Source organism: Streptomyces sp. NBC_01283 (assembly GCF_041435335.1).
Taxonomy (GTDB): domain Bacteria; phylum Actinomycetota; class Actinomycetes; order Streptomycetales; family Streptomycetaceae; genus Streptomyces.
Map to the genome: position 1 here is coordinate 4,947,891 of NZ_CP108430.1, position 25,299 is coordinate 4,973,189.

26 protein-coding genes are annotated in these 25,299 nt (G+C 69.2%); 9 read left to right on the forward strand and 17 right to left on the reverse strand.

The genetic code is table 11. From position 1 onward, the window contains the following. Window positions 1-98: 98 nt before the first annotated feature. Entirely contained in the window at window positions 99-407 is a 309-nt protein-coding gene (locus OG302_RS22620) for a hypothetical protein (protein WP_160505898.1), read from the reverse strand. A 236-nt stretch (window positions 408-643) separates the two neighbouring features. Next, the gene (locus OG302_RS22625; RefSeq protein WP_371528436.1) at window positions 644-2,089 is read right to left on the reverse strand and encodes a hypothetical protein; all 1,446 of its coding nucleotides are present in this window, start codon (window positions 2,087-2,089) and stop codon (window positions 644-646) included. 995 nt (window positions 2,090-3,084) lie between these two features. Here OG302_RS22625 and OG302_RS22630 point away from each other — a divergent pair. Both OG302_RS22630 and OG302_RS22635 read left to right on the forward strand, forming a co-directional pair. Further along, window positions 3,085-3,630 carry a TetR/AcrR family transcriptional regulator gene (locus OG302_RS22630; RefSeq protein ID WP_371528437.1) on the forward strand — a complete coding sequence of 182 codons (546 nt, stop codon included), beginning with the start codon at window positions 3,085-3,087 and terminating at the stop codon, window positions 3,628-3,630. A 120-nt stretch (window positions 3,631-3,750) separates the two neighbouring features. Beyond that, the gene (locus OG302_RS22635; RefSeq protein ID WP_371528438.1) at window positions 3,751-4,386 is read left to right on the forward strand and encodes an NADPH-dependent F420 reductase; all 636 of its coding nucleotides are present in this window, start codon (window positions 3,751-3,753) and stop codon (window positions 4,384-4,386) included. Between the two features lie 28 nt (window positions 4,387-4,414). On the opposite strand, the gene OG302_RS22640 is transcribed toward OG302_RS22635, so the two are convergent. Beyond that, window positions 4,415-5,077, reverse strand: coding sequence for a DUF4232 domain-containing protein (locus OG302_RS22640; protein ID WP_371528439.1), 663 nt, complete (start codon window positions 5,075-5,077; stop codon window positions 4,415-4,417). Window positions 5,078-5,608: 531 nt separating this feature from the next. Between OG302_RS22640 and OG302_RS22645 the strand changes: the two genes are divergently transcribed. Then, window positions 5,609-6,079, forward strand: a complete 471-nt coding sequence (locus OG302_RS22645; RefSeq protein ID WP_371528440.1) for a hypothetical protein — start codon at window positions 5,609-5,611, stop codon at window positions 6,077-6,079. Here OG302_RS22645 and OG302_RS22650 read toward each other — a convergent pair. Continuing rightward, complete coding sequence (locus OG302_RS22650; RefSeq protein WP_371528441.1) at window positions 6,076-6,363, reverse strand: DUF397 domain-containing protein; 288 nt, start codon at window positions 6,361-6,363, stop codon at window positions 6,076-6,078. The genes OG302_RS22645 and OG302_RS22650 overlap by 4 nt on opposite strands. A 185-nt stretch (window positions 6,364-6,548) precedes the next feature. Between OG302_RS22650 and OG302_RS22655 the strand changes: the two genes are divergently transcribed. Continuing rightward, the gene (locus OG302_RS22655; RefSeq protein WP_371528442.1) at window positions 6,549-7,559 is read left to right on the forward strand and encodes an NlpC/P60 family protein; all 1,011 of its coding nucleotides are present in this window, start codon (window positions 6,549-6,551) and stop codon (window positions 7,557-7,559) included. 304 nt (window positions 7,560-7,863) lie between these two features. After that, window positions 7,864-8,592, forward strand: a complete 729-nt coding sequence (locus OG302_RS22660; RefSeq protein WP_371528443.1) for a phosphatase PAP2 family protein — start codon at window positions 7,864-7,866, stop codon at window positions 8,590-8,592. 396 nt (window positions 8,593-8,988) lie between these two features. Here the strand turns inward: OG302_RS22660 and OG302_RS22665 are convergent, their stop codons facing one another. Continuing rightward, entirely contained in the window at window positions 8,989-10,575 is a 1,587-nt protein-coding gene (locus OG302_RS22665) for an FAD-binding oxidoreductase (protein WP_371528444.1), read from the reverse strand. 117 nt (window positions 10,576-10,692) lie between these two features. Further along, window positions 10,693-10,851 (reverse strand): hypothetical protein, encoded by a 159-nt coding sequence (locus tag OG302_RS22670; protein ID WP_371528445.1) that lies wholly within the window; start codon window positions 10,849-10,851, stop codon window positions 10,693-10,695. A gap of 120 nt (window positions 10,852-10,971) precedes the next feature. Here OG302_RS22670 and OG302_RS22675 point away from each other — a divergent pair, with 120 nt between their 5' ends. Continuing rightward, a complete protein-coding gene (locus OG302_RS22675) occupies window positions 10,972-11,793 on the forward strand; it encodes a hypothetical protein (protein ID WP_371528446.1) in 822 nt (273 codons plus the stop codon). Window positions 11,794-11,934: 141 nt separating this feature from the next. Continuing rightward, window positions 11,935-12,135, forward strand: coding sequence for a hypothetical protein (locus OG302_RS22680; RefSeq protein ID WP_371528447.1), 201 nt, complete (start codon window positions 11,935-11,937; stop codon window positions 12,133-12,135). A 46-nt stretch (window positions 12,136-12,181) separates the two neighbouring features. On the opposite strand, the gene OG302_RS22685 is transcribed toward OG302_RS22680, so the two are convergent. Beyond that, a complete protein-coding gene (locus tag OG302_RS22685; RefSeq protein WP_160505880.1) occupies window positions 12,182-12,538 on the reverse strand; it encodes a metal-sensitive transcriptional regulator in 357 nt (118 codons plus the stop codon). A 223-nt stretch (window positions 12,539-12,761) separates the two neighbouring features. On the opposite strand from OG302_RS22685, the gene OG302_RS22690 reads away from it, so the two are divergent. Both OG302_RS22690 and OG302_RS22695 read left to right on the forward strand, forming a co-directional pair. Then, the gene (locus tag OG302_RS22690) at window positions 12,762-13,382 is read left to right on the forward strand and encodes a DUF47 domain-containing protein (protein ID WP_249589094.1); all 621 of its coding nucleotides are present in this window, start codon (window positions 12,762-12,764) and stop codon (window positions 13,380-13,382) included. A gap of 9 nt (window positions 13,383-13,391) precedes the next feature. Further along, window positions 13,392-14,390, forward strand: coding sequence for an inorganic phosphate transporter (locus tag OG302_RS22695; RefSeq protein ID WP_361831854.1), 999 nt, complete (start codon window positions 13,392-13,394; stop codon window positions 14,388-14,390). Between the two features lie 175 nt (window positions 14,391-14,565). Here the strand turns inward: OG302_RS22695 and pstB are convergent, their stop codons facing one another. From pstB to OG302_RS22745, 10 genes are all read right to left on the reverse strand, one after another. Then, window positions 14,566-15,342 carry a phosphate ABC transporter ATP-binding protein PstB gene (gene pstB, locus OG302_RS22700; protein WP_361831855.1) on the reverse strand — a complete coding sequence of 259 codons (777 nt, stop codon included), beginning with the start codon at window positions 15,340-15,342 and terminating at the stop codon, window positions 14,566-14,568. Window positions 15,343-15,392: 50 nt separating this feature from the next. Further along, a complete protein-coding gene (gene pstA, locus OG302_RS22705) occupies window positions 15,393-16,442 on the reverse strand; it encodes a phosphate ABC transporter permease PstA (RefSeq protein WP_361831857.1) in 1,050 nt (349 codons plus the stop codon). Beyond that, window positions 16,439-17,461 carry a phosphate ABC transporter permease subunit PstC gene (pstC, locus tag OG302_RS22710; RefSeq protein WP_371528448.1) on the reverse strand — a complete coding sequence of 341 codons (1,023 nt, stop codon included), beginning with the start codon at window positions 17,459-17,461 and terminating at the stop codon, window positions 16,439-16,441. The genes pstA and pstC overlap by 4 nt, the downstream gene beginning before the upstream one ends. A gap of 117 nt (window positions 17,462-17,578) precedes the next feature. Then, on the reverse strand, window positions 17,579-18,709 hold the full coding sequence (gene pstS / locus OG302_RS22715) for a phosphate ABC transporter substrate-binding protein PstS (protein ID WP_371528449.1): 1,131 nt from the start codon (window positions 18,707-18,709) through the stop codon (window positions 17,579-17,581). 218 nt (window positions 18,710-18,927) lie between these two features. Next, a complete protein-coding gene (locus tag OG302_RS22720) occupies window positions 18,928-19,350 on the reverse strand; it encodes an NUDIX hydrolase (protein ID WP_371528450.1) in 423 nt (140 codons plus the stop codon). Next, window positions 19,347-20,453: a CHAD domain-containing protein gene (locus tag OG302_RS22725; protein WP_371528451.1), complete on the reverse strand. Its 1,107-nt coding sequence runs from the start codon at window positions 20,451-20,453 to the stop codon at window positions 19,347-19,349. The genes OG302_RS22720 and OG302_RS22725 overlap by 4 nt, the downstream gene beginning before the upstream one ends. Further along, window positions 20,434-22,839: an RNA degradosome polyphosphate kinase gene (locus OG302_RS22730; protein ID WP_371528452.1), complete on the reverse strand. Its 2,406-nt coding sequence runs from the start codon at window positions 22,837-22,839 to the stop codon at window positions 20,434-20,436. The genes OG302_RS22725 and OG302_RS22730 overlap by 20 nt, the downstream gene beginning before the upstream one ends. A gap of 107 nt (window positions 22,840-22,946) precedes the next feature. Further along, complete coding sequence (locus OG302_RS22735; protein ID WP_371528453.1) at window positions 22,947-23,918, reverse strand: ABC transporter permease; 972 nt, start codon at window positions 23,916-23,918, stop codon at window positions 22,947-22,949. Next, window positions 23,915-24,814, reverse strand: a complete 900-nt coding sequence (locus OG302_RS22740; RefSeq protein ID WP_371528454.1) for an ABC transporter ATP-binding protein — start codon at window positions 24,812-24,814, stop codon at window positions 23,915-23,917. Before OG302_RS22740 ends, OG302_RS22735 begins: the two co-directional genes overlap by 4 nt. Continuing rightward, window positions 24,811-25,200: a GntR family transcriptional regulator gene (locus tag OG302_RS22745; RefSeq protein WP_371528455.1), complete on the reverse strand. Its 390-nt coding sequence runs from the start codon at window positions 25,198-25,200 to the stop codon at window positions 24,811-24,813. The genes OG302_RS22740 and OG302_RS22745 overlap by 4 nt, the downstream gene beginning before the upstream one ends. Window positions 25,201-25,299 lie beyond the last annotated feature (99 nt).

Sequence of the window (25,299 nt, forward strand, 5' to 3'; positions counted from 1 at the left end):
TGGGCACGACGGATGGGTGGGTCGAAGGGGGACAGGGGGAGGGGGACATGGGGGTAAGGGGACGTGGGGGACGTGGGGGACGTAAGTGGTTGGCGGGGCTAGACCGCCATGCCGTACACGATGGTGAAGACCGTGCCGAGCGATCCGATGATGAAGACGCCGGTCAGGCCCGCGATGATCAGGCCCTTGCCCTGTTCCGCGCTGAAGGTGTCGCGCAGCGCCGTCGCGCCGATGCGCTGCTTCGCCGCGCCCCAGATCGCAATGCCGAGACAGAGGAGGATGGCGATCGCCATCACGACCTCGATCATCACCCGTGCCTCGTTGCCCAGGCTCCCGAAGGGACCCCAGTCGGGGGCGATCCCGCCGATGATGGTGGTGATGTCGCCCTTTTCGGCTGCCATAAGCATGTGTAACTCACCGCCCCTAGTGGGTTGTTCTGTCACCTCTGTCTACCGCAGTACAGAGGACAGCTCATTCTCGCCGACAAATGGGCCAGTGCATGTCGACTTGGCGTCATTCGTTGGCTGAAACGTATGGTCACTCTGTGTATCACGGTGAGTGACGCCGGGCAATGACGGCCCGGCGAGCCCTCTGACCAGGTCTCATTCTGACCGGATCCGGTGACGGAGACTCACATCATGGGTCATGGACGCCCGTCGGGGCCATTGAGGTAGGCCACGTCATCAAGTCCGTCCAGTCCGTCCAGCCCGTCGAGGTCGCCGAGACCGCCGCCCGTCACCACATACGAGCAGTCGGTGTAGCGGTAGCCGGGCTGGACCTTGCTGCTCTCGGAGTTGTTGCGGACGCCTCCCACGGTGCTCGCGTCGCGCTTGTAGAGGAAGTGGTAGTCGCCCGGGGGCAGGTGGAGGGTCTTCTTCGGGTACCCGTCGCCCGCCAGGCAGGCCTTCTTGCCCTGGGCCTTGCTGGTGTACGTCTTGCAGCCGAGGCACGAGGTGAGCTTGAGGGTCCCGGTGGTGGGGCCGGTGTAGAGGACCTCCAGCGGGCCTGGGCCGCCGTTCTCGATGACGTACGTGAGCTTCGCGCCGCCCGGTGACTTGGCCGGCGGCAGGCTGCGGCCCGCCGCCGGGCGGGCTTCGGCGATCTCGGCGGCGATGGCGATGTCCCGGGCGCGGTCGCGCTTGCCGTTGCTCTTGTAGGTCCCGGCGAAGTCTTTGAGGGTCTTGGCCGCCTCGCTGAACTTCCCGTCCTTGAACTCGTCCACGCCGCACGCGTACACCCCGGACTCGACCGCGCTCGACGCGTCACCGGAGAGGCTGCTGCCCGCGTCGCCGGGGAGGGCCTTGGCGGTGGAGCCGATGCCGCGGAGTTCTTCGGTGGCGCGGCAGGGCTCGGAGCCCTTCAGGTCGGCGGAGCGTGCGTCGATGGCCTTCTTGATGGCGGGCTCGACCTTCCCGGCCTGCTCGGAGTCGGGGAACGTGCGCAGGAGCTCACCGAGCTCGCCGCCCTTGCTGCCGCTGCCGCTTCCGCTGCCTCCCGCGGTGGGCGTGGCGGTGCCGAGTCCCTGGGCGCCGCATTCGTAGAGGGAGGTGGCGAGGCGGTCGTCGGGCCAGGTGGCGAGGGTGCCGAGGCGGTCCTTGCCGAGGGAGCCGCGGAGGGTGCGGAGGTACCTGAGGGGCTCCGTGGCCTCGCAGTACTTGCGCTCGTCGTAAGGGGCGGCGACGGACTTGTAGTACGCGGCGAGGCTGTCCGGCACGCGCTGGGCGGCTTTCGACCCCGCGTGGTCGTCGCCGAGGTCGCGATAGATGTCGAGGGCGTCCCGGTAGTCGTCCTCGGCGGAGTCGAAGGCGCGGCCGTCGGCGGCCGCCACGATCTTGTCGGCCTTGTCGAGCCGGTCGAGCAGCATCTCCTCGACGGCGTCGTCGCGCGCGGCGTCGTACGCGATGACGCCGCCGGCCGGGACGGCGAGCAGGACGAGGCCGAGCCCGACGGCGAGCGGCGCGCGGAGCGGCCAGTGCTGATGGGTGCGCAGGGCGCGGCGGGCCCCGTCGGCCGCCGCGAGGAGCAGGAAGGCCACGAACCCGATGAGTACGCCGCCGGGGACGCCGTCGACCTCGGCGGGAAACGCCACGAAGAGGAGCCCGGCGGTCGCGGCCCAGCAGATCGCGGCCAGGAACCAGCGCTTCAGGAGGACGTAGCCGAGGCCGAGGCCGGTGAGGTTGAGGAGGCCGGCGGAGAGGGCGCGGAGGGCGTCGGGTGCGGGTGGGGGGAGGGGTGCGGGCGCGGGTGGGCCGTAGAGGGGTGGTGCGGGTGGGGCTGTGGGTGGGGCTGTGGGTGGCAGGGGTGGGGGCAGGGGTGAGGCGTGGGGCTGCGGTGGGGTTGGCGGTGCCGGGGGCGGTGGCCCGAACTGGCCTCCGTGGGGGGCGTGGGGCGGTGGGCCGCCTGGGCCTGGGTTCGCGGCGGGGCCTGCCGCGGGGGTGGGGCGAGGGCTCTCATCGGGGCCGCGGCTCTCGCCGGGGCCGTGGCTCTCGTCAGCCCCCTGACCGGACGGCGGCGCCGCATCCGGTGTCGCGTACGGCGCCGGGCGTTGCTCCCCGCCAGGACCGGCGCCGCGGCCCTCGCGTTCCCCGCTCCCCGGGACGGCGTCGCCGGTCCCTCTGCCAGGAACCGCGTCGTCGGGCCCAGCTCCCGTGCCGTGGTCATCCCCAGGTTGCATGTTCGGCTCCCCCCAGCCGTCACAACGCAGCGCCTTGATTTGCGCTCAATTCCCCAACGATCGACGAATGTTGGACACCAGTCAACCGCCCGGGACGCCTTCGCGCCCCGACGTCAGCTGCGGCGGCCGAGGGCCTTCGCCCGGGAATGGCTCCAGACGGTCAGGGTCACGCCTGCGGCGAGCGCGACGACGCAGGCGACCAGGAGGACCGCGAAGCCGCCGGAGAGCCAGCCGAGGAGGCCGGTTGAATCAGCGTTGCGGGCAAGCGCGGTCGCCCCGCTCTCTACTGCTCCCGGAGCTGCCAGGCGAGGGCCTACCGGCAGCGGAAGCGGCCCCCGGTCCCGGCGCCCGAACGCCCCGAGCCCACGTCCGACGCGCGGTCGCGCAGGCGCCGCCAGATCGCGGAGGCGGTGTGGCGCGTCGCGGCCGAACGGGGCCTGGACGCGGCGAGCATGCGGGAGATCGCGGCGGAGGCGGGGGTGCCGCTACGGGTGGTCCAGTACCACTTCGGCAGCAAGCACCAACTGCTCGTAGCCGCCCTGAACATGCTCCACCGCGAGAACGAACGCCTGGCCAGGAACCGCGTCCATCACGGCCCCGCGAACCTGCGCGGCGTACTCGGCGCGATGCTCGACGAGTTCCTGCCGCTGGACGCCCAACAGGCCATGGCCTTGCGGGTGTTCTCCGCGAACGCCCGCAGCCTCACCGATCCCGCCATCGCGTCGGTCTTCCTGAGCGAGGACCACCCCTTGGAGGAACTGGTCGCCGGTTTCATCGCCACGGCCCAGGAGAGCGGACAGACGGCCCCGGGCCTGGACGCACAGCGAAAGGCGGACCTGCTGGTGGCCGCAGCGGTCGGCCCCTTCGGAGACGTACTGCACGGCCGCCGCACCCTGGACGACGTACGCGGCACACTCGACTACCACCTGACCAAAAACTCCAGCCCGGCCTCCTGACGACCGAGGCCTAGCCGGTCTTGGTGTCGGCCTCGGGCTATTGGAGTACGTCGAGGGGGGCAGTGAGGGTGGGGCCTTTGGCGGATTTGTTTTCGGGGGGTGGTCCTTAGCTTCTTATTCATGCGAATCGGACTGCTTGGGACCGGGAATGTTGCTCGTGCGCTTGCTGGTGGGTGGCGGGCTGCTGGGCACGATGTCGTGTTGGGGTCGCGATTCCCCGAGGTGAGGGGAGCCGAGGGGGAGTTGGAGGGGTTTGTTGTAGTGGGGCTTGAGGACGCTGCCGGGCATGGTGAGGTGCTCGTCAATGCCACGCCCGGTACCGCGTCGATGGACGTCCTGAACGAGATCGGCGCTGCTGCCCTGGCCGGGAAGGTGCTGGTCGACATCGGTGTCGGTTTCACCGAGCGCATGGAGCTCTCCCATCCCAACTACAGCCTCGGCGAGGAGATCCAGGCCGCGTTCCCTCGGACGCATGTCGTCAAGACGCTCGCCACCGTCGACTCCGTCGTGATGACGGACCCGGGGAGCCTGGCGGAGGCGGGGACCATCTTTCTCTCCGGGGATGACGCCGTCGCGAAACGGACCACTCGGCGGTTGCTCGGTGATCTGGGATGGACCGATGCCTCCCAGTTGGACCTGGGAGGCATCGCGACCGCGCGCGGGCAGGAGCACGCCGCGTATCTGTTCATGGGGGTGGCCGAGTCGATCGGCACGTACGGGTTCAGCTTCAAGGTCGTACGGCCGCGCACCGTGTGAGCAGGTGGCGGGGGCGGCGGCGGGGGTTTCAGCCGGCCGGGGAGTCGCTGACCTTGCCCACCGGGCTGATCTCCAGCTTGACCTGGCTCTCGCCGTCGGTGACCGGGAGCGTGCCCGCGGGCCAGTCGAGGGTGACGTGCTTGGTCTCGTTCGGGGGCGTGACGACGAGGCTGGTGATGCGCACGCCGGAGCCGCCCGAGTTGTTGTACGGGAACGTGATGTTGAACGCGGCGGATTCGCCGTCCTTCAGGACCCCGGGCACGGGCTGCTCGCCGTTGCGGTTCACGGAGAGGGTGTCGCCCGTGGACGCCGTCAGGTCGACCCCGGCGAAGCCCTTGATGGTGCAGTCGCGACCGCCGCCGTTCTTGAAGACGACGGTCACGACGCCTTCCGTCTTGTCGGTCGTGTTGTCCGTGGCGTCCACTTCGAGCTCGTCGGTGCGGCAGATGCCGGTCTTGGTGTTGGTGCCCGTGCCCGTGTCCGTGCTGGCGTCTGTGTCTGTGTCGTCTTTGTTGGCGTCCGTGCCTGCTGTTGCGTCCTGGGTGCTTTCGCTGCCCTTGTCTGCCGATGCCGCGGGTGAGGACGAGGGCGGTGTCTCCGACGACGCTGTGTCGTCGCCGTTGCAGGCGGTGAGCGAGAGGGCGGCGACGAGGCCGATGACTGCTGCGACGGCCTTGCGGGTGTGCTTCATGGGATCCCCCGGAGTCGTGCTTGTCTGTGGTGATCACAGCTAAAAGGGGGGGCCCTGGCCAGGGCAAGGAACTCTGGAGCATCTGGGACGCTGGGATGGTTGAAGGGGTCTGACCTGCTAGAACGTGCCTTGCCTGGGACGGCGGGGTGGGACGCGTGAGGGATGGTTTGATCATGGACATGCAGGTGATCTAGGGTCCCGGCGTCACTACTCGGCGGGGGAACGGATCACACCATCATGCGTACGCGTATGCGCTCCAGGCAGGCCGCTGCGGTTGCCGCGACCGCGGCCCTCGTCCTCACGGTGAGCGGGTGCCAGGACGGTGATGACGAGGGATCGTCGGGCGTAGGGGCTGGGGCTGAGGCTGGGGTCATCGCCGGCGCTGCTGCGGGTGCCGGCTCTGACTCTGACTCTGACTCTGACTCCAAGACCGGGGCCGCTCCCGGCTCGGACTCGGGTGAGGGATCGGATGCCGCTGCTCCCGCCCGTAACGGGGGTACCAGCGGTGGACCCGGGGTCCGGCAGAAGTGGATGCTGGAGAACCTGCCCCAGGCGGACACCGTCATGGCCGCCGGTGAGTACCTCCAGCGCTTCACCACGTGTGAGCGGTACAGCATCGATCCGGCCGACGATCGCTACTACCCCATGGACGAGCAGTTCGACGCGTCCTGGGGCGTGCAGTTCCGCGGTACGTGCGACGACAGCGGGGACGGCTGGATCCGGGTCTTCAAGACCAGCGACATGACGCGGTTCCAGACCGCCTACAAGGCTGACATCGCCGAGCGGATGAAGACGAACGAACTCGCGGGCGTGCACGGCGGGTTCGCCGTCGGCAAGGACTTCGCCGTCATCGCGCCGGACGACGACACCATCCGGGACCTCTCGGCCTCCGGGCTTCTGGTCCTGAACTGCAACCCGAACTTCAAGCCGCAGGTAGATGTGTCGACCGCGCCCGCGTCGGTCGACGGGTGCGTGCTGACCGACGAGTTCGTGCAGAGCTAGTCGGCCTCCCCACCTTCCCCGCCCTGCATGTCCTCCCCGCTCTGAACGCCCTCCACGCCCTCCACGCCCTCCACGAAGTGGTCGAACTCGCCTGCCTGGACGCCCAGTACGAAGGCGTCCCACTTCTGCCTGGTCGTGGTCACGATGTTCTCCGGGTCGCTGGTTTCCCGTAGGTGGACGGCGTCGTCCGGGCCGTACGCGAATTCGATCCAGGGGCCCGGGCCCTCCTCCCCCTCGGGGGCGGCGCGGATCCAGTCGAGGTCTGTGGGCACGTCTTCGGGCATGGGGTGGCCGGTTCCTCGGGGTGCAGGGGGTGGATGGTGGAGGGAGTATCGCCTGCCGTCCCCCCTCCGCGCCGCGCGCGCCGCAAACTGCCCCGGACGGAGCTGGGCGGTGATCCCCCGAAGGCACAGGTCACCCCTCTACACTGAGGCGCGGTGGACTCCCGCGTGGTGAGGGGTGGTTGACGGTGCGTAAGGCGTGGCTGGTCGCGGCCGTCGGCATCGGTGGGGCGATGAGCTTCATCGCGCTGCTCGTCGTGGGGACGTACATGACCGCCGGAGGCATCGCCAACGGGGGCGGTCAGGGCAACGTCGGGCTCGCGAAGGGCGCCGTGCCCGCCACCTACCAGCCGCTCGTCCAGAAGTGGGGCAACCTCTGCAAGGCGATCAACCCCGCCCTGCTCGCCGCCCAGCTGTACCAGGAGAGCGGGTTCAACCCGAACGCGAAGAGCCCGGCCGCCGCTCAGGGGATAGCGCAATTCATCCCGGGGACCTGGGCCACGCACGGGGTCGACGGAGACGGTGACGGCGACCGCGACGTCTGGGACCCGAAGGACGCCATTCCCTCCGCCGCTTCGTACGACTGCAAACTCGCGAGCTATGTGAAGGACGCGCCGGGCAGCCCGACGAAGAACATGCTCGCCGCGTACAACGCGGGCGCCTATGCCGTCATCAAGTACGGCGGCGTACCGCCTTACAGCGAGACCCAGAATTACGTGAAGACCATCACGGACCTGGAGAAGAGCTTCGCCCGGCCCACCAGCAGGGTGCAGCCCTCGCAGCAGGCGGCGGGAGCCATCTACTACGCGCAGAAGAAGCTCGGCACATTGTATCTGTGGGGCGGCAACGGAACCGCCGAGCAGGGCGGGCGATTCGACTGTTCCGGGCTTACGCTCGCCGCCTATCGAAGTGTGGACATCGATCTGCCGCGCGTCGCGAACGACCAGTACAACGCCGGACCACATCCGAAACGGGACGAACTGCTCCCGGGCGACCTGGTGTTCTTCTCGGACGACCTCACCAATTCCCGCGCCATCCGGCATGTCGGGATCTACGTGGGCGGGGGCTACATGATTAACGCCCCGCGGGCCGGTGCGGTGATCCGTTTCGACCCGATCGACACACCGGATTATTTTGGCGCGACCCGTGTCACCGAGGACGGGGCGAATGCCGTGCCCGACAAGCTGTCCGCGGCCTGAGGGCTCCGGGACGGGGCTATCGGGAAGGTGCGATCGGCGCGTGATGTGGCTTGAACTCTCCGTCAGTACACTTCTCTGAGCTGCGGTGATGAGTCTCTCTTCGGTAACGTCTGCGTGATCATTCGGTGGAGAGCGGAACGTAGTGAAGGGGGCCGTGCGTTCCTTTCACTGAAGTCACCGGGGAGCGCGACCACCCAGTAGCGAGCGGCATTGACCACGCAGCAAGCAGTACTGACCACGGGGGTTGATGGAAGGGCGCACGGCAAGGTGCGTCCGAGGCGAGGAGACAAGGGGCCGCAGCACCATGGCTGGACTCGACACAACAGGGTCGAACCCCGACGTCAGCCTGCTCTACGACATCAATGGTCTGGCTGAGGATTCGCCGGACTGGCTGGCGAAGTCGATCGCATTCGTCGGTGAGTACGGGCTGCTGCTCGCACTTGTTCTGCTGGTCGTCTGGTGCTGGTGGGGGCAGCGAAAGCGCGGCGCTCTGGATGACGCCGCTTCCTCTGTCGCCGCTGTTGTCTGGGCGCCCTTGGCGGCCTCGATCGCCGTCCTGGTGAATGTGCCGATCCGGGGATTCGTGGAGCGGCGCAGGCCTTTCAAGGATCACGACGGACTTGAGCTCCTCGTGCACGGAAAGACCGACTTCTCCTTCGTGAGTGATCACGCGACGCTCGCGATGGCTCTTGGTGTCGGGCTATTCGTGGCCAACCGGAAGTTCGGTCTCGTCGGCATCGCTCTCGCCTTGCTCGAAGGCTTCTGCCGGGTCTTTATGGGCGTGCACTATCCGACGGACGTCGTGGGCGGATTCGCGCTCGGGACGGCTGTCGCACTGCTGCTCTCGCCGCTGGCCATGGCCCTGCTCACGCCTGTGGCCAAGGCTGTTGGCCGGACCGGGCGGGGTGGCTGGCTGGTGTGGGCGAAGCGGAGCCGCGGGGCTCTGGGGGCTGAGGGGACGGAAGGGGAGGCTGTGGCGGAGCTGGCTCAGCCTGCTGCCTCCGGGCCGGACGAGCGGGACCTCGCCGCGTAGCGGTTCGGCTTCCGCCCTCCCGGTCCGTGTCTCCGTGCTCCTCGCGGCGGCGCTTCAGCAGCCACCAGCCTGCGCCTGCTGCCGCCGCGGTCACTCCTGCTGAGGCCGCGGTGAGGGGGCCCGCGGCCGGGTGGTCGGCTTCTGATGTGGTGGCCGCCTGGGCCGCGGGGGCGGCAAGCGCCAGGAGGGCGGCTGTGGTCGCTGCGGTCTTGCCTATTCGGGGTCTCATACCCCCAGGGCAGCGGGGTCCCGGGAAGTGGGCCACCCGAGGGCGTGTCGGGTGGGGCTGATCGGGTTGCGGTGGCCGCCATATGGGGTATGGCCTCTTCCGCCCCCAGTCCCGCCCGGTCCCGCCCCTTCCCCCTCAAGTGCCGGACGGGCCCGGAGCCCCCGCGGCTACAGCGCCTGCTGGAAGTCGAAGAAGCGCTTCGGGTCGTACTGCTTCTTCAGCTTCTTCAGGCGGCCGGCCGCCGAACCGTAGTACGCCTCACGCCAGTTGGTCAGGGTGGGGTCCGCGTAGTTCTGGTAGGCCGCTCCGGATGCGTACCGGGTCATCGCTCCATGAGCCGTTTTCAGCCATGCCTGGGCCGGCTTTCCGGAGGTGCCGGGGCGCCATGACGCGATGTACTGCGCCAGCATCCGTGAGCGGCGGTGGACGAAGGCCGTGGCCGTCGGGTCGACGCGGTTGATCGCACCGCCGAGGGCGGTCAGCGCGATGCTGCCCCCGCTCGCGCCCGTCACGTTCTCCACCTGCGACATCAGTGCACGGATGCCCGCCGCCGAGAGCGAGCGGTCGAAGAAGTCCGAACTCGCCGCGTACGTCTCGCGGTTCAGGGCCCCCTGCGCGTTCCGTCCCGGCGTCGCGCCGGGCAGGTGGCACTGGGCGTCCGACGCGAACGACGAGCAGCCCGCGTACACCTCCATCGACTCCTCGTACGAGCGCCGCTTCAACGACACGCTGCGCGCCGGGGCGCCGATCTTGTCGGCCAGACGGTCCACCGCGTTCTGGAGCTCCCCGTACGTCCCGAGGGAGAAGCAGGCGACCGACACGGTGGGCGTACCGCCCGGGGTGTTCGCCAGGTGCGCCGACGACCAGATCTCGTCCGGCTGGTCGGGGCCCCACTCCTGCCACGCCTTGATGACGGCGGCCGCCTTCGACCAGGGCCAGCTCATGTAGGCCGAGACGCCCTGCGGGGCCGCGTGCGTGCGGAACTGGAGCTCCGTCACCACACCGAAGTTCCCGTTTCCCGCGCCGCGCAGCGCCCAGAACAGGTCCTTGTTCTCGCTCTTGCTCGCCGTCAGCTGCTTGCCGTCCGCCGTGATCAGCGTCGCCGACGTGAGGCTGTCGCAGGTCAGGCCGTACGCCCGGGACACCACTCCATGGCCGCCGCCCAGCGTCAGGCCCGAGATGCCGACGGTCGGGCAGGAACCCGCCGGGATCGTCACGCCCTTCGCCGCCAGCGCGCGGTAGACGTCGATGAGCTTCGCGCCCGCGCCGATCGTGGCCGTCGAACCACTGGCGCGCGTCTTGTTCAGCTTCGACACGTCGACGATCAGGCGCCCCGTGCCGGACGACCAACCCCCGTAGGAGTGGCCGCCGTTGCGTATGGAGACCGGGACGTGGTGGGCGCGGGCGTACGCCAGGGTCGTGCGTATGTCGTCGGGGTTCGCCACGTACGCGACCGCCGTCGGCTTCAGGCTGTCGTAGCGCGTGTTGTAGAGCTGACGCGCTGCTGCCCACTTCGCCTCGCCCGGCTTGACCAGGGTGCCGTCCAGGTCCTTGGCGAGGGCGGTGAGGTTCGCCGCGGCGGACGCCGCGGCGCTCGACGTACGGATCGGGGTGCCGGAGCGCGAGGCGCCCGCGCTCCCGGAGGCCGTGCCTCCGCCGCTCCCGGTGCCGCTTCCGCCGGAGCCGCTGCAGCCCGCCGTCGCGAAGGCCGCCGTTGCCGCCGCCGCGGTGCCGATGAACGTACGCCGTTCCATGACGCCCCTCCCGTTGCTTCTCGCCGTGCTTCCCGGAGTACGAGACGGCGTACGGGACCCATGGGTTCCGATGAGCGGTGACCGGTGAGAGGCAAAGGGGAGTTCTACCGGATTGTTCTACCGGATCGACGACGCGTGGGACTCCGCGTCCGTCCTGGCCTTGCTGCGCGCTCTGCGGGCCGGGCCGCGCCAGCCGCAACTGCACCTGGCGGCGCAGAAGCGGCCCTGCTCGACCGTCGTCGTGCGGTGGGGTTCGTCCTGTTGCTCCTCGGCCACGGCTCCACCGTACCCACGCCGGGTGAACGCTCTTACGCGTGACGGGTCAACGTACCGGTCGTTACACGGAACGACAGGGGGCTACAGCACCTCGCGGGAAGGCTTGGGGGTAGTCGGGCGATGGGTCACCAGCACAGGCGCACGGGCGGAGCGGTCGCCACGGCCGCGGCGGTGGGTCTCATGGCCGTCGCCACGGGCTGTTCGGGGGGCGGAGCCGCGGCCGACGACGGGCGCGGGGCCTCCCAGGACGCCGTCGACGTGGTGCGGGACTCCGCCGACGCCCTTGTCCGCGCGGGGAGTTCCAAGGCGCGTACGTCCATGGAGATGGCCAGCGGCGGGACCCGTGTGACCATCCGTGGGCACGGCTCGTACGACTTCGGGCGGCAGGTGGGGCGGTTCGTGGTGGTGCTGCCGAGGGATCCCGCCGGGGAAGTGGAGCACCGTCCCATCACCGAGCTGATGGCGAGCGGCGCGCTCTACATGAAGAACCGGGGGGCCGGGGTGCCCTCCGACAAGTGGGTGCGGATCGACACGGCGTCGCTCTCGGACGGCAACCTGGTCACGGGCGGGGCCACCGACCCGCTCGCCGCGGCGGAGCTGCTGCGGGGCGTGCGCAAGGCCTCGTACGTGGGGGAGACGGCGGTCGCGGGCGTGGAGGTGCGGCACTACCGAGGGATCGCCGACCTGCCGCGCGCCGCGAAGGAGGCTTCCGAGGGGCAGCGGCGGGCCCTGGGGGCGGCGGCGAAAGGGTTCAGCAAGGGCGGGGTGCCGTTCGACGCGTACCTCGACGAGCAGGGGCGGCTGCGGAAGCTCCGGCAGCACTTCAGCGTCGCGAACGCGGAGGTGGCGTCGACGACGCTGCTGTTCGACTTCGGGGTGCGGGTGGACGTGCGGCTGCCGGCGAGCGAGGACATCTTCGCGGGGAAGATCGCCGAGAAGTAGCGAGACGTAGCGAGAAGTAGGGGTACGCGGCTAGTCGCGCCCGGGGGTGTGGAAATGGTCCGTCCGTGCCATGCGCGGTGTGTAGGCCGCTCCCTACTCTAGGAAGTCGGTACCGGCGGGAAGCAAGGTCAGGAAGAGGTGATGAACGTGGCTCCGGTGCGCGGTACGACTGTTCAGGACCACGTCGCCCTTGCCGAGATCGAGCTGTGCGGCGAACTCATCATCGCGGCGTCCGCCGCCGGGGAGGAGCGGCTGAGTCCCGACCGCATCGACGAGGTCCTGAACGTCTCCGCTGAGAACGTCTCCACCGAGGTGGAGCGGCTGGGCGACAACCGGGACTAGTCCCGGGCCCCGGCCGCGTCTCAGGCCCACATCTCAGATCCGCGTCTCAGGTCCGCATCATCCGGGCGATGGCCTTCGTCGCCTCTTCGACCTTCGCGTCGATCTCGTCGCCGCCCTTGACCGCCGCGTCCGCCACGCAGTGCCGCAGGTGCTCCTCCAGGAGCTGGAGGGCGAAGGACTGCAGGGCCTTCGTGCCGGCGGAGACCTGGGTGAGTATGTCGATGCAGTAGACGTCCTCCTCGACCATGCGCTGGAGGCCGCGGATCTGGCCCTCGATGCGGCGCAGCCGCTTGAGGTGCTCGTCCTTCTGCTTGTGGTAGCCGTGGACACCCTGGTCGTGGCCGCCGGGCTCGGAGGGCGCTTCGGTGTTCATGGCCACACCGGCCGGCTCGGTGGTCGTCATCGCGTCCTCCTGCTTGGACAGTCACTCTGCTGGGCAGTCATAGGAAAAGTCACGGACTCAACTGGCTTCCCATACCCCTAGTGGGTATAGAATACTCGATTGCTCGGGGGGTGTGCTGATCACTGTGCCTGATGGGCGACACTGGGGTCTGGCCGGTTAGCCGTGGCCGGATGATGCGCCTAGCATCAGCCTGACCGAATCCAAAGCACCCCGAGGACCCCACGTGCGCTTTCGTCTGACCCCCAGGGAGACGAGCTTCTACGACATGTTCGCCGCATCCGCGGACAACATTGTCACGGGCTCGAAGCTCCTGATGGAACTGCTCGGGGCTGACGCCTCCGCCCGAGCCGAGATCGCAGAGCGTATGCGGGCCGCGGAGCACGCTGGAGATGACGCTACCCATGCGATCTTCCACCAGCTGAACTCCTCCTTCATCACGCCTTTCGACCGCGAGGACATCTACAACCTGGCGTCCTGCCTCGACGACATCATGGACTTCATGGAGGAGGCCGTCGACCTGGTCGTCCTTTACCAGGTCGAGGAACTCCCCAAGGGAGTCGAGCAGCAGATCGAGGTCCTGTCGCGAGCCGCCGAGCTCACGGCCGAGGCCATGCCGAATCTGCGGACGATGGACAACCTCACCGAGTACTGGATCGAGGTCAACCGTCTGGAGAACCAGGCCGACCAGATTCACCGCAAGCTTCTCGCGCAGCTCTTCAACGGCAAGTACGACGCCATAGAGGTGCTGAAGCTGAAGCAGATCGTCGACGTGCTCGAAGAGGCGGCCGACGCGTTCGAGCACGTCGCGAACACGGTGGAGACCATCGCGGTCAAGGAGTCCTGAGGCCTCTCCATGGACACCTTTGCTTTGATCGTGACCATTGGCGTCGCGCTCGGATTTACGTACACGAATGGCTTTCACGACTCTGCGAACGCCATCGCCACTTCCGTCTCCACCCGTGCGCTGACGCCTCGCGCGGCACTCGCGATGGCCGCCGTCATGAACCTCGCCGGCGCCTTCATGGGCAGCGGGGTCGCCAAGACGGTCAGTAAGGGCCTGATCGAGACGCCCGAGGGCAACAAGGGAATGTGGATCCTCTTTGCCGCCCTGGTGGGCGCCATCGTGTGGAACCTCGTCACCTGGTACTTCGGGCTTCCTTCGTCCTCCTCCCACGCGCTCTTCGGTGGAATGGTCGGAGCCGCGCTCGCCGGTGGAATCGGGGTGATCTGGTCCGGAGTGCTCGACAAGGTCGTCATTCCGATGTTCATCTCGCCCATCGTCGGACTCGTCGCCGGTTATCTGGTGATGTGCGCGATCATGTGGATGTTCCGGAAGTCCAACCCGCACAAGGCCAAGCGCGGATTCCGTATCGCGCAGACGGTGTCCGCGGCCGGCATGGCGCTGGGTCACGGTCTGCAGGACGCGCAGAAGACCATGGGCATCGTGGTGATGGCCCTGGTCATCTCCGATGTGCAGAGCGCTGACGCGCCCATTCCGATCTGGGTCAAGATCGCCTGTGCGCTGATGCTCTCCGCGGGTACGTACGCGGGTGGCTGGCGCATCATGCGTACGCTCGGCCGCAAGATCATCGAGCTGGACCCGCCGCAGGGATTCGCCGCGGAGACGACGGGTGCGGGCATCATGTTCACCACCGCCTTCATGTTCCACGCGCCGATCTCCACCACGCACGTGATCACTTCCGCGATCATGGGTGTGGGCGCGACCAAGCGTGTGAACGCGGTGCGCTGGGGTGTCGCCAAGAACATCATCCTCGGCTGGTTCATCACGATGCCGGCAGCCGCGATTGTCGCTGCGCTGAGTTTCTGGATCGTGAACCTGGCGTTCTTGTAGTTCTTCGGCTGCGGGCCCGCTTCGGCTGGTCGCGCCCGCGCGGCGGAGCCGCATGTGCCATCGCCCGCGCCCCTTCGGGGCACGGAAACGGGCCCGCCCCCGGGAGCCAGGGGCGGGCCCTTCTCGTCCTCGCGGCGGCACCGCCATGCAGCGCCGCGAGGGGTCTTTCGTGGGCCTAGCCGAAGCGGCCCGAGATGTAGTCCTCGGTCGCCTGCACGGACGGGTTGGAGAAGATCCGCTCCGTCTCGTCGATCTCGACGAGCTTGCCGGGCTGGCCGACCGCCGCGAGGTTGAAGAAGGCCGTGCGGTCCGAGACGCGCGCCGCCTGCTGCATGTTGTGCGTCACGATGACGATCGTGAAGCGCTCCTTCAGCTCGCCGATCAGGTCCTCGATCGCGAGCGTCGAGATCGGGTCGAGGGCCGAGCAGGGCTCGTCCATCAGGAGCACCTGGGGCTCGACCGCGATGGCCCGCGCGATGCAGAGGCGCTGCTGCTGGCCGCCGGAGAGGCCGGAGCCGGGCTTGTTCAGGCGGTCCTTGACCTCGTTCCAGAGGTTGGCGCCCTTGAGGGACTTCTCGACGATGTTGTTCAGCTCGCTCTTCTTGTACGAGCCGTTCAGCTTCAGGCCCGCCGCCACGTTGTCGAAGATCGACATCGTCGGGAACGGGTTGGGGCGCTGGAACACCATGCCGATGGTGCGGCGCACGGCGACCGGGTCGACACCGGGACCGTAGAGGTCCTCGTCGTCCAGGAGCACCTTGCCCTCGACGCGGCCACCGGTGGTGACCTCGTGCATGCGGTTGAGGGTGCGCAGGAAGGTGGACTTGCCGCAGCCGGAGGGGCCGATGAAGGCCGTCACGGAGCGGGGCTCCACGGTCATCGAGATGTCCTCGATGGCCTTGTGGGAGCTGTAGTAAGCGGTCAGGCCCGATACGTCGATTCGCTTGGCCATGGGGATCACTGCCTTCAGGGGGTTACAGAGAGGTCGCTGAGGTGGCCGCGTCAGCGACCTGTCTTGGGGGCCTTCCAGCGGGCTACGCCGCGTGCCGCCATGTTGAGGATCATGATGAAGCCGATGAGGGCGAGCGCCGCCGCCCAGGCGCGGTCGTAACCGGCCTGGTTGCCTGCCGCGTACTGCTGGTAGATGTACAGCGGCAGCGAGGCCTGCGAGCCTTCGAACGGGTTCGTGTTGATCATGGGGTTGACCCAGACCAGGAGCAGCACCGGTGCGGTCTCGCCCGCGATACGGGCGACCGCGAGCATGACGCCGGTGGTGATGCCGCCGATCGCGGTGGGCAGGACCACCTTGAGGATGGTCCGCCACTTCGGGATGCCGAGGGCGAGTGACGCCTCCCGCAGCTCGTTCGGGACGAGCTTGAGCATCTCCTCCGTGGAGCGCACGACCACCGGCATCATCAGGATGGCGAGCGCCATGGCGCCGGCCCAGCCGGAGAAGTCGAAGCCCAGGATCAGGATCCAGAAGCTGAGGACGAACAGGCCCGCGACGATCGACGGGATGCCGGTCATGACGTCCACGAAGAACGTGACGACCTTGGAGAGCTTCCCGCGCCCGTACTCGACGAGGTAGATCGCGGTGAGCAGGCCGATCGGCACGGCGATCGCGGAGGCCAGGAGCACCTGCTCCAGGGTGCCGATGATCGCGTGATAGATGCCGCCACCGGGCTCGTCGTCCGCGACCACACCCATGGAGTGGGTCAGGAAGTAGCCGTTGAAGACGTTCGAGCCGCGCTGGACGGTCTCGTAGATCAGCGAGGCCAGCGGGACGACGGCCAGCAGGAACATCACCCACACCATCGAGGTGGCGAGGCGGTCCTTGGCCTGGCGTCCGCCCTCGACGGCGACCGCGAGGGCGTACGAGGCGCCGACGTAGAGGATGGCCGCGATCAGGCCCCACTGGATGCGGCTGTCCAGGCCGGCCCCCGCGCCGATGCCGATGGCGACGGCGGCGGAGCCGAGTGCGACGACGGCCGGTGTCCAGCGCGGGAGTCGGGCGCCCCGCAGGCTCGTGGGCTTGACGATGGTGGCGCTCATGCGTTGGCCCCCGAGTACTCCTTGCGGCGCGCGATGATCAAGCGGGCCGCGCCGTTGACCAGCAGCGTGATGATGAAGAGGACCAGACCGGAGGCGATGAGCGCGTCACGGCCGTACTCGGTCGCCTCGTTGAACTTGCTGGCGATGTTCTGCGCGAACGTGCCGCCGCCGAAGTCGAGCACGGAGGCGTTGATCACGAAGCTCGGGGAGAGCACGGTGGCGACGGCGATCGTCTCGCCGAGCGCGCGGCCCAGGCCCAGCATCGAGGCGGAGATGACGCCCGAGCGGGCGAAGGGGAGCACCGACATGCGGATGGTCTCCCAGCGCGTGGCGCCGAGCGCGAGCGCGGCCTCCTCGTGCATCTTCGGGACCTGCAGGAAGACCTCACGGCTGACGTTCGTGATGATCGGCAGGATCATGATCGCGAGCAGGATGCCCACCGTCATCAGGGAGCGCGGGGCGCCGCCCTGGTACTCGAAGACGCCGGTCCAGCCGAAGTAGTCGTCGAGCCAGCTGTAGAGGCCCGTCAGGTTGGGCGCGACCACGAGGGCGCCCCAGAGGCCGTAGACGATCGACGGCACGGCGGCCAGCAGGTCGATCACGAAGGCGATGGGGGTGGCCAGCTTGCGCGGTGCGTAGTGCGAGATGAACAGCGCGATGCCGATGGCCACGGGGACGGCGATCACCAGGGCGATGATCGAGCTCACCACGGTGCCGAAGACCAGGACCGCGATGCCGAAGTACGGCTTGCCGCCGGTGGTCGCACCGGCCGGGTCCCACTCGAAGGTGGTGAGGAAGCTGCCCGTGTTCTCCGAGAGCGCGAGGGCCGCACGGTAGGTCAGGAAGGCCGCGATGGCGGCCATGATCGCCAGCAGCGCGATGCCGGAGCCGCGCGAGAGACCGAGGAAGATCCGGTCACCGGGGCGGGTGGCGCTGCGGCGGGGGCTCTTGGGGGTGATGCCCGAGGGCTTCACGTCGTTGAGGGGTGGGGGTGCTGTCGTACTGCTTGGTATATCCATGAGGTTCTCCGGTCTGCGGAGCAGGCAGCCGCTCTGGCGGCGGGAGTTGCTCCTGGCGGCGGTGCACCGGACGGTGCGGCCGGCCCTGGTTCGCCGGGCCGGCCGCACTCGGTTCAGCTAGCTCAGGCCCGCGACGGTCGTGCGGACCTTGGAGATGATCTCGGCCGGGATCGGCGCGTAGTCGTTCTCCTTGAGGACGTTCTGGCCGTCCTCGCTGGCGATGTAGGTCAGGAAGGACTTGGTCGCGGCCAGGGTCTCGGCCTTGTTGCCCTTCTCGCAGAGGACCTCGTACGTCACCAGGGTGATCGGGTAGGCGCCCTCGGCGGTGGGCTTGTAGTTCAGCTCCAGGGCGAGGTCCTTGCCCTTGCCGACGACCTTGGCCTCGGAGATGGCCTTGGAGGCGTTGTCGACGGTGGCCTTCACCGGCTCCTTGGCCTCGGTCTGCAGGTCGACCGTGCTGATGCCGTCGGAGGCGTACGAGAGCTCGAAGTACGAGATGGCGCCGGCGGTCTGCTTGACCTGGCCCGCGACACCGGAGGAGCCGTTGGCGGACTGGCCGCCCTTGGCGACCCAGGACTTGCCGGGCTCGTGCGCCCAGGCGGACGGGGCCGCGCCCTTGAGGTACTTGGTGAAGTTGTCCGTGGTGCCGGACTCGTCCGAGCGGTGGAACGCCTGGATCTTGGTGCTGGGCAGCTTGGCGTCGGGGTTCAGCTTCTTGATCGCCTTGTCGTCCCAGGTCTTGATCTTGCCGTCGAAGATCTTGGCGAGGGTCTCGGCGTCCAGGACGAGGTTGTCCACACCGGGCACGTTGTAACCGACGGCGATCGGGCCGCCGACCATCGGCAGGTCGATGGCCTGGCTGTTCTTGCAGACCTTCTTCGACGCCGCGATCTCCTCGGGCTTGAGCGCCGAGTCGGAGCCCGCGAAGGCGGTCTGGCCCTGCATGAACGCGGTGATGCCGGCGCCCGAACCCGTCGGGTTGTAGTTCAGCTGAACGTCCTTGCAGGTGGTCGAGTAGACCTTGCGCCAGGCGTCGATCGCGTTCTTCTGCGCGGACGAACCGGAGGCCGCGAGCTGACCCTTGGCGTCATCGCACTTGATGTTGGCGTTGGCGTTGGTCTCCTTGCCGGTGCCACCGTCGCCGCCGCTCGTGTCATCGGAGCCGCACGCCGTGAGGGCCAGGGCGCCGGAGACGGCGATGGCGCCGAGGGAGAGGGCGCGGAGCCGGTTCTTGCGCTGAAGCTTCACTGTCGGGTCTTCCTTCCGGGAGCCGCCTGCCCTTTGCCGGCGGCGTGCGAGGTCTTCGTCGTGCAGTACTGCGGTCGTTCTGTCCTGCGGTCCTACGTTGTGTTGTAAGGCTGAAATTAGGCAGGGCAGGTGAAGCGGCCGATGGGCATGAGTGAACGGCGGGTGAACCTCGGCGGTCGGCCTGGTTAGGCAATGCGCTACGGAACGTAGCCGATCTGTTACGCCGGGTTGAGGACGCTGAGCAGGGCGTCGACAAGCTGCTGGTCACGGGGTTGCGTGAGCCGGTTGCGGGCCGCGGCGGGCGGCAGCCAGATGATGCGGTCCACTTCGGCGTTGGGCGTGAAGTGCCCTTCGGTCGCCTCCGCGGCCCAGTAGCTCACCTCTTTGGGGCGGCCCTGGGCCAGATAGCGGGCCGTGGGGAGCCGGGCGCCGGGGGCGCAGCGGTGGCCTGTCTCCTCCTCGACCTCGCGCAGGGCGCCGTCGAGGGGGCTCTCGGCTCGCTTCAGCTTGCCCTTGGGGTGCGACCAGTCGTCGTACTTGGGGCGGTGGACCAGGCAGATCTCCAGCTCGCCGTCGAACGGGGAGCGGCGCCACAGGACGCAGCCCGCGGCCAGGACGACTCCGCCCGCCGGGCGCGTCACCGGGTGCTCACCGCCTCCGTCTCCCGGAGCCAGGCCTGGTGGAACGCGAAGCGGGCCGCTTCCACCTCGTGGCGCTGGTCGGCGTGCAGGACACCGAGGGCGTACGCGGTCGCCGGGGCGATGCGGGGGGTGCGGGCGGCCGACGCCGCGGCCGATGCGGCGTCCGCGGCCTCGCGGTGGCGGTCCAGGGCGTGGCCCGCGTCCGCGAGGCGGAGGTCGGCGCCGGGGCCCGCGGTGAGGACCTCCTGGGCGTACCTGTGCAGGCGCAGGAGGGCGCGGGTCTTCAGCCAGGGGGCGTCCTGCGCCTCGGGCGCGGCATCGGCGGCGAGGCCGTGCGTCAGCGCTTCCGCGTTGTACGGGTGGCCCGCCTGCCCCAGGGGGAGCGCGGCGACCGCTTCGGCGAGGTCTTCCTCGGCCCGCGCCGCGAGCGGCTTCAGGTCCTCCGGGGTGTTGCTCCTGAGGGGCACCTCGCTGGCCAGTACGGCGACGTTGTCCGCGACCGCGTGGAAGCGGGAGGAGCCGAAGGCCTGGAGGGCGGCGGAGTGGGCGCGCGTGCGGGCGAGGGTCAGCTGGCGCTCCAGGAGCGCCGCTGCTTTGGCTGCGCCTACCGTCAGGCCCCTTGGGGTCCCGCCGGGTTCATCGGCGCCCGGCACCGGGGGCTGCGCCCACCCTCCCCCACCCTCAGCTCCGTTCGAGCGGGGGGACCCCCATCGCCCCGCGGACCGCCTGCCCGCAGCGGGGACGGCTGCCGGTGCCGGGACCGTGGGCGTGCCCGACAAGCGGTGCAAGGCGTCGAGGAGCCGCTCCAGGCGCGCCCCGAACGCGTGCTCCCGGGCCAACGTGCCGGACAGCCAGGCCAGTTCGGGACGCAGGCCTGACGCCCACTCCTGGTCCAGGAGCGGACGGAAGGTGTGCAGGGTGCCGCCGATGCGGCGGGCCGCCCGGCGCAGGGCCTGGGCCGCCTCCAGGGACACCTCGGCGCCCTGCGCGTCCGTCGACGACTCGCGGTGCAGCCGCAGCGAGCGCAGGAACTCCGTGGCCTGGCCCTGCAGATAGGCCGACAGGACATCGCCTGTCGTCGTCTCATGGTTTAGCTGTGCCACGCCGGCGCCTCCGGGCGTCAATGAGCATCTCCTGTACGTTCCGCAGGGGCTGGCCCTCCGGATCCAGGGCGTGCCGGGTCCAGTTGCCGTCCGCGCCCAGGTGCCAGGAGGCGGTGGTGTCCGACATGCCGGTCTCCAGGAGCCGGTTGAGCGTCGCCCGGTGGGCCGGGTCGGTGACCCTGACCAGTGCCTCGATACGGCGGTCGAGGTTGCGGTGCATCATGTCGGCGCTGCCGATCCACACCTCCGGCTCGCCCGCGTTGCCGAAGGCGAAGACGCGGGAGTGCTCCAGGAAGCGGCCGAGCACGGAACGGACCCGGATGGTCTCCGAGAGCCCCGCGACGCCGGGCCGCACCGCACAGATCCCGCGCACCCACACGTCGACCGGCACGCCTGCCTGCGAGGCGCGGTAGAGCGAGTCCACGATCGCCTCGTCGACCATCGAGTTGACCTTGATGCGCACGTAGGCGGGGCGGCCCGCCCGGTGGTGCTGGATTTCCTTGTCGATGCGCGAGACGAGCCCGTCGCGCAGGGACTTGGGGGCGACGAGGAGACGGCGGTAGGTCTCCCGTCGGGAGTAGCCCGAGAGCCGGTTGAAGAGGTCGGACAGGTCCGCGCCGACCTCCTGCTTGGCGGTGAGCAGCCCCAGGTCCTCGTAGAGCCGGGCCGTCTTGGGGTGGTAGTTGCCCGTACCGACGTGCGAGTAGCGGACCAGGGTGTCGCCCTCCTGGCGGACGACGAGCGACAGCTTGCAGTGCGTCTTGAGGCCGACCAGGCCGTAGACGACGTGGCAGCCCGACTCCTCCAGCTTCCGCGCCCACTTGATGTTCGCCTGCTCGTCGAAGCGCGCCTTGATCTCGACCAGGACGAGCACCTGCTTGCCCGACTCCGCGGCGTCGATCAGGGCGTCGACTATGGGGGAGTCGCCGGACGTCCGGTACAGCGTCTGCTTGATCGCGAGGACGTCCGGGTCGGCCGCGGCCTGCTCCAGGAAGGCCTGCACGGACGTGGAGAACGAGTCGTACGGGTGGTGAAGGAGTACGTCGCGTTCGCGAAGGGCAGCGAAGATGTCGGGCGCGGACGCGGACTCCACCTCGGCGAGGTCGCGGTGCGTGCCCGCGATGAACTTCGGGTACTTCAGCTCGGGCCGGTCCAGGGACGCGATGCCGAAGAGCCCGGTCAGGTCGAGCGGGCCCGGCAGCGGGTAGATCTCGGCCTCGCTGATCTTCAGCTCGCGCACGAGGAGGTCAAGGACGTTGCGGTCGATGGACTCCTCGACCTCAAGGCGCACCGGCGGCCCGAAGCGGCGCCGCATGAGCTCCTTCTCCAGGGCCTGGAGGAGGTTCTCGGCGTCGTCCTCCTCGACCTCAAGATCCTCGTTCCGGGTGAGCCGGAACATGTGGTGCTCCTGGATCTCCATGCCCGGGAACAGCTCCGCGAGGTGCGCGGGAGCGGCGATGACGTCCTCGATGGGGACGTAGCGCTGCGGGGAGGCCTCAAGGAAGCGGGAGAGGAGCGGTGGAACCTTCACGCGAGCGAAGTGGGTGTGTCCAGAGACCGGGTTGCGGACGACCACGGCGAGGTTGAGCGAGAGCCCCGAGATGTACGGGAAGGGGTGCGCCGGGTCGACCGCGAGGGGGGTCAGGACGGGGAAGATCTGCTGCCGGAAGAGCGTGAAGAGGCGGGACTGCTCCTTCTCCGTCAGCTCGTTCCAGCGGACCAGGTGGATGCCCTCGTCGGCGAGGCCGGGGGCGACATCTTCCTGGTAACAGGCGGCGTGCCGGGCCATGAGCTCCCGGGAGCGGTTCCAGATCAGCTCCAGGACTTCACGGGGCTGCAGACCTGAGGCCGAACGGGTGGCGACGCCCGTGGCGATGCGCCGCTTCAGGCCTGCCACCCGGACCATGAAGAACTCGTCCAGGTTCGAGGCGAAGATCGCCAGGAAATTGGCCCGTTCGAGGAGGGGCGTGTTCGGATCCTCGGCGAGCTCGAGCACCCGCTCGTTGAAGGCGAGCCAGCTGCGCTCCCGGTCCAGGAAACGGCCCTGCGGAAGCTCCTGGCCGTCGTGTCCTACCTGGCCGTCCTCGTCGTACGCGTCGAGATCCGCGTCGATGTCGGGGTCGAGGTCCGACACCGCGGCCGACAGCGTGTGCGGGCGGTGCGCGGCGATGGAGCCGACGGAGGGCTGGGCGTGTGTGATGGTGCCGTGGCCCGAAGGGTCTCCGTCAAGGGCGGTGGTGGGAGACGGGTGGGACTGACCTTGCGTGCTGGGCTGGCTCATGGCCCCATTCTTCCGCGCGGGGACCCCGATGGGCGCGTCGGAGAGTGCCGGGGTGAGACGAAGCTTCCCGTTCGTGGGGGGAGGGTCGGGCACGGCAGGCTGCATTGAGCGAGGGTCGCAAGCCAGTCTGAATCACCGGTTACGGCGACATGACGTGCGGGACATGTGCGGGAGGCCCCCGGGCGTCTACATGGCCGGGGGCCTTGCGCAACTCAGGCGGCGCGGCGCCGCAGCACCCGGAATGCCGCGTACGCCGCCGCCGTGGCGAGCACGAGGATGATGCCGGTCTCGATGAACTGGACGTACCAGAAGTGGGAATGGGGGTGCACGTCGGCGTACCAGCCGGTGACCTTGGTGTCGGAGGGGCAGGGGAAGTGGGCCATCTGGTCCGGCGAGCATTGCCCGGCCACGAACCGTTCACCGGCGGCGTTGTGGACCCCCATGTCGATGATGAGGGAGTCCACGGGGACGTCATGCATCGTGTAGCTCGTGGACGTGCCCGATGCGGGCCCGGAGAGCGTCTTCACCGGGAACAGCTGCCACCGCACATTGCCCATGACCAGCAGTACGAGTCCGGTGACGAGGCCCCCGGCGGCCAGCGCCACCAGCGTGCGACGTACAAGGAGACCGGCGAGTGCGCCGACCATGACGGCGAAGAGGCAGTACGCGACGAGGACCGGGCCGATGGACTCGTAGACGCCGCGGTCCGCCCAGCTCAGGTTCCACACGGCCCCGATGCCGGACCGGCCGGCCCAGAAGACCGCCATCAGTGCGAGCCCGCCCGCCACGCTCGTCACGGCGAACACCGTCAGCTTCGACATCAGCCAGCGAGCGGGCGACACCGACTGCGTCCAGGCGAGCTTGTGGGTGCCCGACTCCATCTCGCGGGCGATGACCGGGCCCGCGACGAAGGCGCCGATCAGGACGGGGATCAGGAGCATCCCCAGGGAGTAGTCCTTCAGGAACTCGTACAGCAGTGTCCGGGCGCTGGAGAAGCCGAGGAACGTCTCGCAGGAGCCGTCGGAGGTGCAGGGTCCGGTCGGCTCGGGGTAGGCGTGGTTCGCCCAGCGGAGAAGGCCCGTCAGCGCGGCGGCGAGCACGACGAGACCGAGGCCTGTGCGCAGTGCGCTGCGGTGCACCCGGACGTCGGCCCAGCGCGGGCCGCGCAGCAGAGGGGAGCTCATGTCGTCACCTCGCGCTCGGCGGGTGCCGTGCTCGGTGTCAGCAGAGCCGGTGCGTCGGGGGAGCGGAGATGGGCGAGCAACAGTTCCTCCAGGGAAGGTTCTTCGACTTCCCAGCCGTCGCCGACCGGGCCTTCGGGCCGTATCAGCGCGGTCAGGCCCCGCCCGGTGGCGCGGGATTCGACGACCGCGTGCGGGGCGAGCTCCTCGACGGGTCGGCGCCCGGTGACCAGGGCATGCGCGGCCACGAGATCGTCGATGCCGCCGCCGAGGCGTACGCGGCCACCGGACACGAGCAGCAAGTGGTCGCAGGCGTCGGCCAGTTCGCTCACGATGTGCGAGGACATCACCACGGTGGTCCCGTGCTCGGCGGCCTCGGCCATCAGCGTCCCCATCAGCTGATGCCGGGCGAGCGGGTCGAGGTCGGCCATCGGCTCGTCCAGGAGCAGGAGTTCGGCCCGCTTGCCGAGGGCGAGCGCGAGCGCGACCCGGGTGCGCTGGCCGCCGGAGAGTGTGCGCACCCGTGCCTTCGGGTCCAACCCCCCTTCCCCTACGACGCGTTCGGCGAGCGCGGCGTCCCAGCGCCCGGGGTTCAGCTCGGCGCCGAGCCGCAGGGTGTCCTCGATGCTGAGCTGCGGATAGAGCGGCTTGTCCTGGGCGACGTACGCGAGGCGTTCGCGCGTGGCGGCCGGGTCGGTGCCGAGCACGGTGAGCGAGCCCCCGCCGGGCCGCATCAGTCCGGCCGCGAGGGCCAGCAGCGTCGACTTGCCCGCGCCGTTGGGCCCGACGACCGCACAGATCCTGCCGGCGGGCAGCCGGAAGGAACAGTCGCGCAGGGCGTGGCCCCGCCGCCCGTAACTCTTGGCGAGCGAGGCCGCCTCGATGGCGGTGTCGGTCATGCGTGGTCCCCCTTGGTGAACTGCTCTTCGAGTACGGCGCTGAACAGCGCCGCCACGTCGTCCCTCTCCAGACCGGATGCACGGGCACGGGAGGCCCACCGGCTCAACTCGCCCCGCAGCGGGGAGTCGGCGGGCGTCGAGCCCAGTGACTTCCGCACGAAGGTGCCGAGCCCGCGGCGGGCCTCGACCAGGCCCTCGCGTTCCAGCTCGCGATAGGCCTTCAGGACTGTGTTCGGGTTGATCGCCGTCGCCTCGACGACCTCACGGGCCGTGGGCAGCTTGTCGCCCGGCTCCAACAGGCCCAGGCGCAGTGCCTGTTGCGTCTGCTGGACGATCTGGAGGTAGGTGGCGACGCCGCTGCGCCGGTCGATACGGAACTCGACCATGCCTTGCACCACCCTTTCACTAATTGAGTAGTGAAAGGGTGGTGCAAGGGGGTCGGTGCCGTCAAGGGGGCGGTCGATCTTGTAACGTCTGCCGCTCAG

Coding starts and splice junctions, on each gene's coding strand:
- OG302_RS22740 (WP_371528454.1), bottom strand. CDS start 24,814: ATGACCGACACCGCCATCGAGGCGGCCTCGCTCGCCAAGAGTTACGGG.
- OG302_RS22730 (WP_371528452.1), bottom strand. CDS start 22,839: ATGCAGCCTGCCGTGCCCGACCCTCCCCCCACGAACGGGAAGCTTCGT.
- OG302_RS22665 (WP_371528444.1), bottom strand. CDS start 10,575: ATGGAACGGCGTACGTTCATCGGCACCGCGGCGGCGGCAACGGCGGCC.
- pstB (WP_361831855.1), bottom strand. CDS start 15,342: ATGGCCAAGCGAATCGACGTATCGGGCCTGACCGCTTACTACAGCTCC.
- pstC (WP_371528448.1), bottom strand. CDS start 17,461: ATGGATATACCAAGCAGTACGACAGCACCCCCACCCCTCAACGACGTG.
- OG302_RS22640 (WP_371528439.1), bottom strand. CDS start 5,077: ATGAAGCACACCCGCAAGGCCGTCGCAGCAGTCATCGGCCTCGTCGCC.
- OG302_RS22645 (WP_371528440.1), top strand. CDS start 5,609: ATGCTGGAGAACCTGCCCCAGGCGGACACCGTCATGGCCGCCGGTGAG.
- OG302_RS22735 (WP_371528453.1), bottom strand. CDS start 23,918: ATGAGCTCCCCTCTGCTGCGCGGCCCGCGCTGGGCCGACGTCCGGGTG.
- OG302_RS22620 (WP_160505898.1), bottom strand. CDS start 407: ATGCTTATGGCAGCCGAAAAGGGCGACATCACCACCATCATCGGCGGG.
- OG302_RS22685 (WP_160505880.1), bottom strand. CDS start 12,538: ATGACGACCACCGAGCCGGCCGGTGTGGCCATGAACACCGAAGCGCCC.
- OG302_RS22675 (WP_371528446.1), top strand. CDS start 10,972: ATGGGTCACCAGCACAGGCGCACGGGCGGAGCGGTCGCCACGGCCGCG.
- OG302_RS22695 (WP_361831854.1), top strand. CDS start 13,392: ATGGACACCTTTGCTTTGATCGTGACCATTGGCGTCGCGCTCGGATTT.
- OG302_RS22680 (WP_371528447.1), top strand. CDS start 11,935: ATGAACGTGGCTCCGGTGCGCGGTACGACTGTTCAGGACCACGTCGCC.
- OG302_RS22745 (WP_371528455.1), bottom strand. CDS start 25,200: ATGGTCGAGTTCCGTATCGACCGGCGCAGCGGCGTCGCCACCTACCTC.
- OG302_RS22650 (WP_371528441.1), bottom strand. CDS start 6,363: ATGCCCGAAGACGTGCCCACAGACCTCGACTGGATCCGCGCCGCCCCC.
- pstA (WP_361831857.1), bottom strand. CDS start 16,442: ATGAGCGCCACCATCGTCAAGCCCACGAGCCTGCGGGGCGCCCGACTC.
- OG302_RS22635 (WP_371528438.1), top strand. CDS start 3,751: ATGCGAATCGGACTGCTTGGGACCGGGAATGTTGCTCGTGCGCTTGCT.
- OG302_RS22660 (WP_371528443.1), top strand. CDS start 7,864: ATGGCTGGACTCGACACAACAGGGTCGAACCCCGACGTCAGCCTGCTC.